This window comes from Bacteroides sp. OF03-11BH (assembly GCF_003604005.1).
GTDB classification, from domain to species: Bacteria; Bacteroidota; Bacteroidia; order Bacteroidales; family Bacteroidaceae; genus Bacteroides; species Bacteroides ovatus.
In genome coordinates, this window is record NZ_QTMW01000039.1 from 43086 (window position 1) to 55569 (window position 12484).

The following is a 12484-nucleotide window of genomic DNA, read 5'->3' on the forward strand; positions in this document are numbered from 1 at the left end:
ACATGAGTATATCAACTAAAAATAAGCATAACCACTTGTTGATGTTCATCCTCACACTCGGAGTATTCGGAATATTGAATACTGAAATGGGAGTAGTGGGCATCATCCCTATCATTGCCGAAACCTTCGGTGTTACGGTGCCGGATGCGGGTTGGACGGTCAGCCTCTTTGCGCTGATCATTGCCTTCTCTGCTCCCGTCGTACCGTTACTTTTTTCACGGGTAAACCGTAAAACGGTCATGGTGCTCGCCTTGTCCGTGTCCGTGATTTCCAACCTCGTTTCGGTCTTCACGACGAACTTTACCGTACTGTTGATAACCCGTGCGATTCCGGCATTCTTTCATCCGCTCTATGTATCCATCGCTTTCTCAACCGCAGCCTCTTCCGTTAGTCGGGAGGATGCTCCGAAAGCCGTTTCCAAAATCTTTGCCGGAGTATCGGCAGGAATGGTGCTCGGAGTGCCCGTGACGAGCTACATCGCCAGTGAATTTTCATTCTCTGCAGCAATGGTATTTTTTACCGTTGTCAATGCATTTGTACTGCTCGCCACTATTTTCCTCATACCGTCCATGCCCGTTAAGGAACGGTTATCGTATGGCACACAACTCAGCGTTTTGAAAAAACCCGTATTGTGGAACTCCTTCCTTGCGGCATTACTGATGAATGCAGCCATGTTCGGATTTTACAGCTACTTGTCCGATTACCTGATAACGGTTACAGATGTCTCCTTCAAGGTAATCAGCCTTCTGCTGTTTGTTTACGGCATGGCAAATATCGTCGGAAATATCGCAGCCGGAAAATTGTTGGCACAACGTCCTTTCGCCACGTTGAAATACGTACCTGCCATCATGGCGATACTTTATCTCGTACTTTACGGACTAGGGAAACTGACCATACCAACGTCAATTGTCATTCTGATATTGGGAATATTCGCAGGTATTGCAAATAACGGGAATCAATTCATGGTATCTACGTCGGCAACCGAAGCACCCGATTTTGCCAACGGATTGTTCCTGACCGCCGCAAATCTCGGAACAGCGTTGGGAGCGGCAATATGTGGCATGTTCATAACTGTATGGGGAACACAATCATCTCCGTTGGGAGCTGTGGCATTCCTGCTTGTCGGAGTGGCAAGCATTATTATCAGGAATAGCTTAATGAGCCGCAATAAACACATAATGGCAGTGACAATATGAAGAAAACAGAACGACCAATAATCACTTTCCCGAATGGACAAACTGTTTGTCCGTTGGGACAAGGCACATGGAAAATGGGACAATCCGCCGCACGGCGGCATGAAGAAATACGGGCATTACAACATGGCATCGAGCTGGGAATGAACCTTGTCGATACTGCCGAGATGTACGACAACGAGGAACTGGTAGGCGAAGCTGTCCGCGACTGTAGAGAGAAAGTGCTTCTCGTGAGCAAAGTTTTACCGAGTAATGCAAGCTATCGTGGAACGAAACTCGCCTGTGAACGAAGTTTGCTGAAGCTCGGAACGGAGTATATCGACCTCTACCTGTTGCACTGGAAAGGACGCCATCCTTATGAAGAAACCGTTCGGGCGATGACCGAATTGCAACAAGAGGGAAAAATCCGTTTATGGGGTGTCAGTAATATGGACACAGCCGACATGGAACGTATTGTTTCACTGTCCGGTGGAAGCGGCTGCGCCACCGATCAGGTACTCTATAACCTCGGCGACCGGGGCATAGAGTTCGACCTCATGCCGTGGTGCGCTGCCCGTAGAATGCCGCTTATGGCTTATTCGCCCATCGGAGAAGGACGACTTCTGCACCACCATACATTGGTGGAAATCGCCCGGCGACACGATGTATCGCCTGCACAAATCGCATTGTCGTGGACGATGCGTCAGCCCGGTATCATTGCCATACCCAAAGCCGGTAATGTAACCCATGTGGAAGATAATTTCCGAAGCCTTTCCATTCATCTGACAGAGGAAGATTTGCATGATTTGGATACCGCGTTTCCCGCACCGGCACGGAAAATACCATTGGCAGGTTGGTAATAACATGAAATGCTATAAATTATGAACTATAATAAGAAAAATGAATAAAGTCATAGATAGTATGCTGGCACATCGTTCCATCCGTTCATACACCGACAGAACGGTAAGTGATGAAGATTTAAACTCCATCATCCGTGCCGTACAAGCCGCACCGAACTGGGTAAACCTGCAACTCGTTTCCATAATTGCAGTAAAGAATACCGACCATAGAAGACGTTTAGCCGAATTATGCGGAAATCAGGTACACATTGCCGAAGCTCCCGTATTCCTCGTGTTCTGTACTGATTACCATAGGGTGGCTCTTGCCTGCCATAAGAAAGAGCAAACGCTCGATGAAGTAATGCAGGACATTGACACATTGCTCGTGGGAGCTCATGAAGTCGGTATCGCTCTCGAAGCGGCTGTCGTGGCTGCCGAATCATTGGGATTGGGAACAGTCCCTATTGGAGATGTACGTAAAAATGCGCTGGAAATTGTCCATGAATTGCAACTTCCGGAATATGTCTTTCCTATGTTGGGATTATGTATCGGCTACCCCGCAGAAGAACCGGGATTAAAGCCTCGTTTTCCACAACAGGCTGTCTTTTTCGAAGAGACATATAAGACTGATTTAAAAGATAAACTCGCTGAATATGACGTTATCTACGCCCATTATCTTAAAGAACGTCCATGGAATAATCGTGTAGGCAACTGGACAGACCTGGCAGCTGATTTCTACCGACATCCGTTTCATTACAAAGGAGTTGCGGATGCCTTAAGTCAACAGGGATTTACCTCGGCTAAAAGCAGATATTCGGTATAGAGATCAAAGTCCTAAAATCCCGGTCAACATAAGTCAACCGGGATTCTCATCATTCTGTTTATTTCTCTACCATTTAGTGAAAAATACTTTCGGATTGATATTCAACGATACCCATCCCCAATCCTGCCAGCTTTTATGATTGCCGGTTTTCACAGCGTCCATCGTCTTCGTACCACGCATAAAAGAATATCCGGCAGAGAGTTTCACATCTTTCATGATCGACCAGTTTATCTGATAATCGACTTCCGAACCTAAATATTTCTTCAAGTCCTGAACCTTTACAGCTGTACTAAAATAATGGTAATTAAGTTCCATATCTACCTTGCCAGATAGACGGAAACGACCTCCGATACGAGCATCCATCAATCCCGGTGCATAACCGTTTGCAAATGTAGAAGCATAAAAATAATCCATTGCTCCATAGAATTTATGATGGGTCCCATAAAGAGGATCAAAAGCCTTATACTTACCGCCATTTCCTTTATCACCGCTTAAATAATCAAAACTAGCCACGGCTCCCCATGTCTGATTAAACGTATAGGCGGCTTGTATGCTACCCATCAAAGCTGAAACTTTCTCCGCAGCTTTATTCTTACCCATCTGATAGTAGAAAGCACCATCCAGATTCCAGTTACTATTCTTATAAGTGAGGTAAGTACCCATTGTTTGTAAATAGCGGGTATGAGAATCATCCGTGGCTTTATCACCCGTTTCCAATCCCAGATTCATAAACAACAAAGAAGCTCCGAACGGAACATTATCCGCTTTATAATGATACCAGACGGTTTGCATATTCTTATAAGGCTGTCCGGTAGAAGAATCATAGTAAGTACCTCCACTTGTTCTATTGTCATTATTCTGGTTAAAAGCAAGAATCAGATGGACTTCATTATTTTTGTTGGCATATCCCAGCTTCAATGCATCGTGGTAACGGCCCGCTACATTCCAATCCAGTCCTCCCAAAATACGTTCATCATCATAAATCAATGACTGACGTCCCAGTTGAGCAAAGAACCCTTCACCAAAGTTCAGTTTCGCCCAAGCCTCATTCAACATAAAACGCCCATTCTTCTCAATCTGCGGGTCTTGTCCCCAAACACCGACATGCTGTGCCGACATCTTTAGTTCCAGATCCGAACGTTTATAATCCATCGAGAGGCGTGCACGGTTATTGATGAAAGATGTAGGAGCTACCCCTTCATCCCGTGGAGTCAGTGCACCATTCCGATACTCCGCACGAGGTCTGATTTGCATAGACATCGTAAATTCATTCTCTTTCTCCGTGTTTTGTGTATATGCCATGCTTGGCAATAGCATAAGCAAGAATGACCAATAAAGTGTTTTCATTGATATTGAAGTTTAAGTGATTCGATATTTCAATTTAAATTATAAGTATGCACACTGACTCCTTGCGCGGCCGGAAGGTAATTGATTCCATACCAGCACATTTGCAACAGGACAAATGATACTAACAGAATAATCAACGCAGGACGTGCCTTCAATGGCTTGCCCAATCTGAAATGGATATACACCAGATAAGCGAACCAGGTAGCTGCCGCCCAAGTCTCTTTCGGGTCCCAAGCCCAGTAATGTCCCCAGGCTTCTTTTGCCCAGATAGCTCCGGTAAGCATACCTAATGTCATAAATGCCAGACCTACATAGGTGAGGTTGTCACACAAATCCATTTCTTTCCGTTCAATCTCCTTCTTTTTGAACCAAAGCAGATAGACGGCCATCACCGTCGCCGCTCCCAACATAGCATAAGCAAACATATACACAATGACATGAGGGGCAAACCACGGGCTTTGCAAAGCAGGCATCAACGTCTTATTATGAATCTCCGGTTTGAAGATATTGATACAAATAAAGACCAATGAAAGGATACAACTGAAACTTAAAATCCATTTATACTTCCAGCGTGCATAGGTTATCAATCCCGCCAACGGAAGGAAGAAAGAATACCACAGCCGTGTCTCTCCCATTGTCCGCATCGGAGGACGTTCTAATGAAATCCACATTCCGATAATGAAACTGAAGAAAATAGCCAGACCTAAGAAAGTAAATCCATAAGCCCATCCCGTTTTTGTACCTTTCCAGGCAGCAAAAGCTCCCAAAGCCCAACAAACCAGTGCGGCTATTGCAAATAGTATAAAGTATTCCCAACTCATGCTTTGTCCTCCTCTTTCCTCTTTTGTGCGCTGACAAACAGACAGATGGCTCCTGCCATCATCATTATTATTCCTGTGTAAACAACCGGCAACCACGGATCGCGAACCAACTCGAAGACACTGATATCGCTCCATCGTCCCTTTGTTTCATCGTAACTAAGTTGATAAATTTTCCAACCTTCTATCTCCATCGGGCGGTTCACTTCAATGGTTCCTCCCGTGATCGTTCCTTCTTGTGTGTAAATCTTCACTTCCGATACAAATCGCTGCGGTTCCCGTTCCGGCATTACAATACTGGTTAAAGAATCCAGCCGGATTGCCTTATAGGGAAAAAGAAAACTACCGCAACTTACCCATCCCTCTTTGGTTGTTTGATTCTTCTGATTGACTGCTTTCAGATAGACAGCATAAGTCGCTCCCATCGAATGAAATTCAGTAAACTTCAAAGTATCTTCGGTAGCCACAGAAGCAGCCATCGGAATAGATTGCTCAATAGTTAGCTGCCAGTCCTGCAAGCTGCCATTTGTCACTCCCTCTTCCAACAATACATGTACAGGAGATTTTTCGGGAAGCGTACGGCCGGTTTCATTATCAATCAACATCAGTTTCGGAGGATATTCGTCGATAGTGAAATCCTTCAGTTCGATAGCCAGCGGAAGTTCAATCAGTTGACCTTTATCATCCGTAGCCCGCCATTCGGCACTTCCCATCCGGGTTGTCATTTTCAACCTTTGCATATCGGCATTTCCCAAAGTGGCTGTTATCAGTGCAATAAACAATCCGATATGATTCAGTAGGAAAGAAATCCTGCTGATCTTCAAAGAGAAACCGGTGCGAAGGATTGTCAGCCCCAAGGCGGTGACCATCCAAAAGTAGAGCAGGACAAAAGGCCAGGAAGAAATCATCTGCGAAAATCCCAGCAGATCAGCCGGAGCATGACCGGAAGGAGCCTGCCGGATCAGTCCCATCACTACCGTCATGCCGACCACCCACAATAGAGACGAGACAGCAGCGGAATAATGACTCAACCATCCGAATAAATAGACACGTTTGCGAAGAAGGTGCATGGCTACCAAAGCAATGATATAAACCACTAACACAATCACATTGACCGGACAGGCAAACAGGTCCCAATGTATGGCTCCCACTGTCATTTGCAGCAATAGCCCTATCACCAGTAATCCTGCGCCAATCACCAGCCCTTCTTTATAACTCCATGGTTTGCTCCACATATATAAATTCTCTTATTTCTGTGCCAGACGGCCGTTTTCTTTCGCTTTCTCCAACCATGCCGGAACAGTTGTTTTCAGGAATTTCTCCTTAGCCGCTCTTTCAGCATCCATATCCAAGCCGATATATTCCTGTGCTTTTGCCTTTGTTGAAATGTCCGGCATCGGAACATCTCCCGTATATCCATTCTTTGCCAATACTTTAGATACAGCCAGACGGGCTTGCATGGCACGATCCAATCCATGAGAAAGAATTCTCTGAATTTCCTGCGGTGCATGGAATGAACCTCCGTGTGAAGCTACTCCGAAGTCCCAACGCCATTGTGCCTGACGAATCAGTGCGAGCACATCTTTCATCTGTGTTTCTGTAGCACCCTTGTCCCAGGCAAATTTAGCTTCGATATGTGCTTTTGCCAATTCCTGTTCCAGACGGTTACGGATTTCATTCGCTTTACGTTGGCGTTCGTACACATTATTACGTAAAGTCTCTTCACTTTCGCGGTGACAAACCTGACAGGTGCGGTCAATCATAGCCAACGGGCTTTGGATATGGTGATCGCTGAATTTCACACCACCTTCACTCTTATACGGCATGTGGCAATCGGCACAAGAGACACCTCTCTGTCCGTGGATACCCATCTGACAAATCTCATAGTCAGGATGCTGTGCTTTCAGAATCGGAGTACGGCTCAATTTATGAATATAATCATAAAAACCGGCCTCATCATAATAAGCCTCCATATCTTCTACCGTAAAACCTTTGTCCCAGGGGAAAGTCAGATACTTACCATCCCCTTTGAAATAGTATTCCACATGACATTGTGCACATACCAATGAACGCATCTCCTGCGGAGTAGCTTTAGTGATGTCTTTACCCTGACGTTGGAAAGCCTCTATCAAAGCGGGACGACTGATATGAAGATTCATTGTTTCGGGATCATGACAATCGGAGCATCCGATAGGATTCACAATTTCGGCGCCCATAGCCCCCCATTTATTGTTATAGAAAGAATCGACACCCAATGCCTCCATCATACGGGGAACATCCGGACTCTTACAAGTCCAGCAGGTAGACGGTTGAGGACCTTCGGTCGGGCTCATGGGCGAACCGGTACGCAAAGATGCCGTAATATCCTCAATGGCATGCATGTGTCCCCGTGGAGTGGAATAATCTTTTGAGAAAGCATATCCCGCCCATAGAATCACCATTTCAGGACGTTTTTCCAAAGCATCTACAGCAATATTTCCATTAAATTCACTCTCAAAGTCAGTCTTTGCAGTCTCCGTCCAAGTCTGGTATTCACGGGGAAAGTCATCCTTAAACAGTTCATTTCGTGCTTCAATCCCTTTGATAACGTTTTTACGGTTATTGAAAATGCTGGCAACTTCCGCCCTCCGTTCCATCAACGCAGAAACGCATAATCCCAAAACAAATACAACGACCATTGAACCTCCGAACAACAGCCATCCTTGCCATGATTTTAATTTCTTTTCCATTGTATATCGGTTTTATTATTTTATTACGTATTTCATTTCTTATTTATCTTTCTGATTCACCATCTTCCGGAGCCATTCGGGAACAGGCGATTCCGGAAGAGGAACAATCGCTCCCGGAGTACCGGACAGGGAATTCTTTCCACCATGAGGAACATCACGATGGCAATCCCAGCAAGCCTTCCCCTCTCCTACCTGTGACATCATATAATCAATCTTCCCCGTCTTCACAAATTCCGTATTGAGTTGTGTATGACAGCGGATGCAATTATTCATAATCACTTCGGAACTGGCTTTATGAGCCTGAATGACCTGCGGCTCGCTTTTGGTAAGAAATGCAGCCACGTGTTTCATACCGTCCATACCTTTAAAGGTCCATTTCTTCACAGCATTTTCATGCGGCACATGACAATCATTGCAAGTGGCATTCCGGGCATGTGAACTATGGAACCAGGTTGCATAGTAAGGAGTCATAATGTGACAATTCACGCATGCAGCCGGGGCATCTCCAAGATAGGTATGCGCCCGGAGCATATACATAAACAGTGCTCCTCCACCCACAATAACACCGCCAATGATGACAGCCGCTACCTTCCATTTATAAGAAGGAAAGAGTCGATTTATTATTGGAAACTTCATCATACGAAAAAGTATTTTTCACAAAAGTAAAGGATTGGAAACAAAAAAGGTGTAATATCTATTACACCTTTCGAAAGAAAAAATACTCATTACGTAAAAAAACAGAATGGGAATGTGTCAAACGTCCCTTTTTGACCTCACCTCATTCTTTCTCTATGTATTGTCTTATTCATCATGGTGATGGTCTTCGTCTTCCACCTCATTACTTAATTTGATATTGCGTGCAATATAAGATTCGTTACCTGCGGCATCCGTGCAATAAACCATCAAATGATAATCTCCTGCAGTAGCATTGGCCGGTATTACAATATCGTGATGATGAATATGGGCGGTTTTCTGTCCAGACACATCGTAGGATCTGTTGAAACTAAAATCTACTGTTTCCTGTGCAGCCCTGCTATTACCTCCGTGTGAATGGTGGTCGAAATTACTATGAATTTCAATCTTATAGGATTTCAGCATGACATCATCCGACAAATCCATTTCAAAATGAACCCCATGTTCGTTTCCTATCTCCAAAGCCTGACCTTCTTCCGGTTCGTGAAGTTCAATCAGAGGTTTGGTCGTATCGCTGGAGTCATCATTATCACAAGAGGAAAACATGAAAGTAACTGTTGCCAAAAGGCTAATCATTGGGAGATAAAATTTATTTTTCATTTCAGTAATTTTTTAAATGGAACTTTGATTAATATCTGGAAGTTACGTCCCGGTTCGGGGATTTCAACTTTCCTGTAAAAACTAAGATGATTGTAATATCGGGTATCGAATATATTCCGGGCGGTCAGGGTTATTTCAATCTCATTGTTTCCACCTATCGGAATATTCAATGAACCACCCAGATGAAAGAGATTTGCTCCGGCTGTACGGTCTTCGTTACGGTCCACTCTATTTTGCCGGGCAATGCTCTGCCATTCTGCATACAACATATACCAATTCTTTTGCCAGGTTAATGTATTGCGCATAACAGGAGGTGGCGAGAAACTCAATGGAATATGTTCATCACAATTATAGGTGTAAACGTATTCAGCGGAAATCCGATAATTGAAGTTGCGCAGAAAATCAACATCTACGGTAGCTTCAGTTCCTGCAAATAGCGCTTCTGCTCCGGTATAGCGATAGATTTGTCCGGCATGAGGCAATACAGACCACTCTCCAGTAGGACGCAGAAAGATGTAATTGCTGAACCAACTGACAAATGGAGAGACGGAGAAAGAAATTCCCCGGTACTTCAGATGATAAGAAGCGTCCAGTTGCCAGCCTTGTTCGGACTTTAGGTTTGCATCTCCCTGTTCATGGCGGAAAGTGCCGTGATGTACACCGTTGGCAGCCAACTCATTCGCACCGGGCAGGCGGAAACTACGCCCGATATTCACCTTTACCAGATGTTTGTCGGAGGGAGTCCATACCAATCCCAGAGAAAGAGAATAATCACCGTAGTGCTTATTCACAGAGTGACTGTTCCACTTGTAGAAGTCTATCTGTTCCGGATCATAGCCCTGTTTCCGAAGATAATCGGCAAGGTAAGTATCTTCATGCGAAGAGATATTCATATATCCGTAGTCATATCGCACTCCTCCGCTGACTGAAAACACATTGTTGGGTCTGTATGTCGTAAGCCAAAGCATTCCGGTAGTGGAACGGCGATATTCAGGCAGTAAAAACGAATAGCCGGAAATGTCGTTCCGTTGATGTTGTCCATCCCACCCCAATGTATGTTCCCACGAAGAAGAACCAATAAAACGAGCTTTCACCGAAGCACTGAAAGTGTTCAGATTAAAAGCAAGTTCCTTGTCGGGGTCTTTCTCCGGTGCGGGTTGCGAACCATAGTGAGTATGGAAAGCACTCCACTCTTCACGGTGATTGTTCTGGAAACCTAAATCGCCTGACAAGATCAGTTTCTCCCATGCATATTGCTGGTGGGTGGTCACTTTCAGGTGATTCACTTTACTGAATGGCAATTCAATATTACGGTTGTCTCCATCATCTTCCACACGTGACGCATCGGGTATGCCATGTGCCCCCGGAAAGAATCCCGTCTTTTGATATACATTACTCACAGCATAATTCGCTTTATAGGCTCTTCGTTGATATTGGGTAAAAAGTCCGATATTGCGTTCAATGCCTGCTGTATTCTTGAGTTTACGCCCATATATGGGAATTCTTTGTGTCAGGTAGACAATAGAATCCGTCGGAATACGATAGTCACCGAAATGTTGTTCCGAATAACGAATATGGGAGTACCAGGCATTCTTCCTGATTCCCAGCATCAGTGATCCTCCGATGGTTCCATTGACTGATTTACCCAGCAGTGTGACATCTCCGAATACACGATTATCAGCAGGAACAGCCGACGGAACAACATCAATCACTCCTCCCATTGCATCACTGCCATAGAGCAGTGAGGAGGGTCCTTTCAATACATTGACTGCTCCGATATTGAAAGCATCCAGTTCTAGTCCGTGATCGGCTCCCCATTGTTGTCCTTCCTGTTTGATTCCGTTTTCCAATACAGCAATCCGGTTGAATCCCATTCCGCGAATCATCGGTTTGGAGAAGCCCGAACCAATATCCATTGCCTGTACTCCGGGAATATTCTCCATCGCCTGCATGAAGTTTCCTGTAAAATGTTTGCGCAAAAAATCCTGATCGGCTACATCAACCGTAAGGGCAGACTTTTTCGCTTGACGTTGCTGGTACGTTTCGGTTACCACAACATCAGGCAAAAGCATGCTCTTGATTGAATCGGATTTCTGTGCATGGACGGATAAGGTTACAAATAGCCCTATTACGCCCGAAATAATTCCGATACGCATCAATTACAATCTTTTATTTAATGTGTAAAATGAATGTAAGGATAGATTGAAAGCCAATCTATCTCCATTGAAAATATGAGTATGTAATCATGCGACCGGAGGCCCGCGTAAATGATGCGAATAAGTTCGTTTGCAAACAACCTTATCCTGGTAAATAATCGGCTCGTAGGGCACGAGCGTCAGTGTGCAATGAAATTCTATCGGTTGAGGTTCAGTAAAGAAAGAAAGAGAGTATTGGCAGATCGCACAATCATCAGATGATTGGTGAGAATGCTTTGCATGGGAACACGACTTTTCATCCTCACTTCCATGATAGTGAAAGCTCTTCACTACAAAGAAGGGAATGAATGTCATGAATAACATCCATGCTATATATACCCTTATATTTTTCTTTTGATACATTCTCCCTCTATTGATTAATAGAATAGCGGGACAAATATAACAGTATGAAAAATAATCAGCAAGTTATACATCTTAATATGTGTTACCGTGAATGACAAAAAACACAAAGCTGTCAGTAACAGCACGAGGATTTTTTAGTTGATTATCATTCTTCCTGTTGCCAGACATAAAACACGGTTCTTCCAGCTCCACGTTTACGAAGAATCCCTTTCTCAATGAAAGTATTCAAATCATCTATTGCTTTCAGCCGGGAAAGTCCGGTCAGGCTACTATATTCCAATCGGGTAATACCACCATTTTTCCTTAGAAATTCCTGTAAAAGCTGTTGGCGTTGCTCCATAGAAAATTCCACTTTTTGAGAAGAGTGTTTGGATTTGTCCACACGTTCCAACTCTATTTCACGCTTAATCTTCCTTTTGAACTCTTTGGAAGTGCGCAAATGCACGTTATCAAAACAGATTGATTCGGCACGAATCTCACGTTTAGTCATTACTTTATGCGTACATTTCAAAGAGATGCTAAAATGCCCGAGTTCGCCAAGTTCTACAACATATCCTTCTGATAAAGCTTCGGCAAGTTCATCGATCACAATTCCTACCACTGCATCTATCACATTATAATTAAATGTTTGGGAAGAGTGGGACACACGTTCCAGAAACTCTTTTTTCGAGTAGGTTCCGCTTGGGACAATGCGGGCATGAAGCGGTTGTTGTTCTCCTGTATTCTGAACGTCCGGTGTCTCATATAAATCATACTTTGCACTCATAAGTATCTTCGTTTTATTAGGTTCATGTATTTATACTCCTTTTGACTAACATTTAATCTCTTCAATACGAGAAGTTAGTCCTAACTATACATCAGGGCAGACGCATTAAAAATTATTTTCCTGTAAAAGTTGTGACAAA

12 protein-coding genes are annotated in these 12484 nt (G+C 44.1%); 3 read left to right on the forward strand and 9 right to left on the reverse strand.

The features are described from left to right. Positions 1 to 2 precede the first annotated feature (2 nt). Genes DXA54_RS21350 through DXA54_RS21360 form a run of 3 tightly spaced genes read left to right on the forward strand, consistent with a single transcriptional unit; the run spans position 3 to position 2834 of the window. A complete protein-coding gene (locus tag DXA54_RS21350) occupies positions 3 to 1196 on the forward strand; it encodes an MFS transporter (RefSeq protein WP_120080628.1) in 1194 nt (397 codons plus the stop codon). Further along, the gene (locus DXA54_RS21355) at positions 1193 to 2032 is read left to right on the forward strand and encodes an aldo/keto reductase (RefSeq protein ID WP_004309718.1); all 840 of its coding nucleotides are present in this window, start codon (positions 1193 to 1195) and stop codon (positions 2030 to 2032) included. Before DXA54_RS21350 ends, DXA54_RS21355 begins: the two co-directional genes overlap by 4 nt. 40 nt (positions 2033 to 2072) lie before the next feature. Then, positions 2073 to 2834, forward strand: a complete 762-nt coding sequence (locus tag DXA54_RS21360) for an NADPH-dependent oxidoreductase (RefSeq protein ID WP_004297088.1) — start codon at positions 2073 to 2075, stop codon at positions 2832 to 2834. Positions 2835 to 2900: 66 nt separating this feature from the next. Here DXA54_RS21360 and DXA54_RS21365 read toward each other — a convergent pair whose 3' ends face one another. From DXA54_RS21365 to DXA54_RS21405, 9 genes are all read right to left on the reverse strand, one after another. Further along, entirely contained in the window at positions 2901 to 4181 is a 1281-nt protein-coding gene (locus DXA54_RS21365; RefSeq protein WP_008648626.1) for an alginate export family protein, read from the reverse strand. A 29-nt stretch (positions 4182 to 4210) separates the two neighbouring features. Continuing rightward, positions 4211 to 5002 (reverse strand): cytochrome c biogenesis protein, encoded by a 792-nt coding sequence (locus DXA54_RS21370; RefSeq protein WP_004297090.1) that lies wholly within the window; start codon positions 5000 to 5002, stop codon positions 4211 to 4213. Next, the gene (locus DXA54_RS21375) at positions 4999 to 6234 is read right to left on the reverse strand and encodes a cytochrome c biogenesis protein ResB (RefSeq protein WP_004304069.1); all 1236 of its coding nucleotides are present in this window, start codon (positions 6232 to 6234) and stop codon (positions 4999 to 5001) included. Before DXA54_RS21375 ends, DXA54_RS21370 begins: the two co-directional genes overlap by 4 nt. 12 nt (positions 6235 to 6246) lie before the next feature. Next, positions 6247 to 7728, reverse strand: coding sequence for an ammonia-forming cytochrome c nitrite reductase (nrfA, locus tag DXA54_RS21380; RefSeq protein WP_004304071.1), 1482 nt, complete (start codon positions 7726 to 7728; stop codon positions 6247 to 6249). 39 nt (positions 7729 to 7767) lie between these two features. After that, positions 7768 to 8367 (reverse strand): cytochrome c nitrite reductase small subunit, encoded by a 600-nt coding sequence (nrfH, locus tag DXA54_RS21385; RefSeq protein WP_120080630.1) that lies wholly within the window; start codon positions 8365 to 8367, stop codon positions 7768 to 7770. A 162-nt stretch (positions 8368 to 8529) separates the two neighbouring features. Continuing rightward, positions 8530 to 9021, reverse strand: a complete 492-nt coding sequence (locus DXA54_RS21390; protein ID WP_004309723.1) for a DUF4625 domain-containing protein — start codon at positions 9019 to 9021, stop codon at positions 8530 to 8532. Beyond that, positions 9018 to 11177, reverse strand: coding sequence for a TonB-dependent receptor (locus DXA54_RS21395; protein WP_120080632.1), 2160 nt, complete (start codon positions 11175 to 11177; stop codon positions 9018 to 9020). Before DXA54_RS21395 ends, DXA54_RS21390 begins: the two co-directional genes overlap by 4 nt. Positions 11178 to 11264: 87 nt before the next feature. Continuing rightward, positions 11265 to 11579: a hypothetical protein gene (locus DXA54_RS28810; RefSeq protein WP_120080634.1), complete on the reverse strand. Its 315-nt coding sequence runs from the start codon at positions 11577 to 11579 to the stop codon at positions 11265 to 11267. A 145-nt stretch (positions 11580 to 11724) separates the two neighbouring features. Next, a complete protein-coding gene (locus DXA54_RS21405; RefSeq protein WP_008648634.1) occupies positions 11725 to 12345 on the reverse strand; it encodes a DNA-binding protein in 621 nt (206 codons plus the stop codon). Positions 12346 to 12484 lie beyond the last annotated feature (139 nt).

What these genes read in the sequence shown, in the direction of transcription:
- DXA54_RS21350 (WP_120080628.1), top strand. Translation starts at nt 3, where the DNA reads ATGAGTATATCAACTAAAAATAAGCATAACCACTTGTTGATGTTCATC.
- DXA54_RS21355 (WP_004309718.1), top strand. Translation starts at nt 1,193, where the DNA reads ATGAAGAAAACAGAACGACCAATAATCACTTTCCCGAATGGACAAACT.
- DXA54_RS21360 (WP_004297088.1), top strand. Translation starts at nt 2,073, where the DNA reads ATGAATAAAGTCATAGATAGTATGCTGGCACATCGTTCCATCCGTTCA.
- DXA54_RS21365 (WP_008648626.1), bottom strand. Translation starts at nt 4,181, where the DNA reads ATGAAAACACTTTATTGGTCATTCTTGCTTATGCTATTGCCAAGCATG.
- DXA54_RS21370 (WP_004297090.1), bottom strand. Translation starts at nt 5,002, where the DNA reads ATGAGTTGGGAATACTTTATACTATTTGCAATAGCCGCACTGGTTTGT.
- DXA54_RS21375 (WP_004304069.1), bottom strand. Translation starts at nt 6,234, where the DNA reads ATGTGGAGCAAACCATGGAGTTATAAAGAAGGGCTGGTGATTGGCGCA.
- nrfA (WP_004304071.1), bottom strand. Translation starts at nt 7,728, where the DNA reads ATGGAAAAGAAATTAAAATCATGGCAAGGATGGCTGTTGTTCGGAGGT.
- nrfH (WP_120080630.1), bottom strand. Translation starts at nt 8,367, where the DNA reads ATGATGAAGTTTCCAATAATAAATCGACTCTTTCCTTCTTATAAATGG.
- DXA54_RS21390 (WP_004309723.1), bottom strand. Translation starts at nt 9,021, where the DNA reads ATGAAAAATAAATTTTATCTCCCAATGATTAGCCTTTTGGCAACAGTT.
- DXA54_RS21395 (WP_120080632.1), bottom strand. Translation starts at nt 11,177, where the DNA reads ATGCGTATCGGAATTATTTCGGGCGTAATAGGGCTATTTGTAACCTTA.
- DXA54_RS28810 (WP_120080634.1), bottom strand. Translation starts at nt 11,579, where the DNA reads ATGTATCAAAAGAAAAATATAAGGGTATATATAGCATGGATGTTATTC.
- DXA54_RS21405 (WP_008648634.1), bottom strand. Translation starts at nt 12,345, where the DNA reads ATGAGTGCAAAGTATGATTTATATGAGACACCGGACGTTCAGAATACA.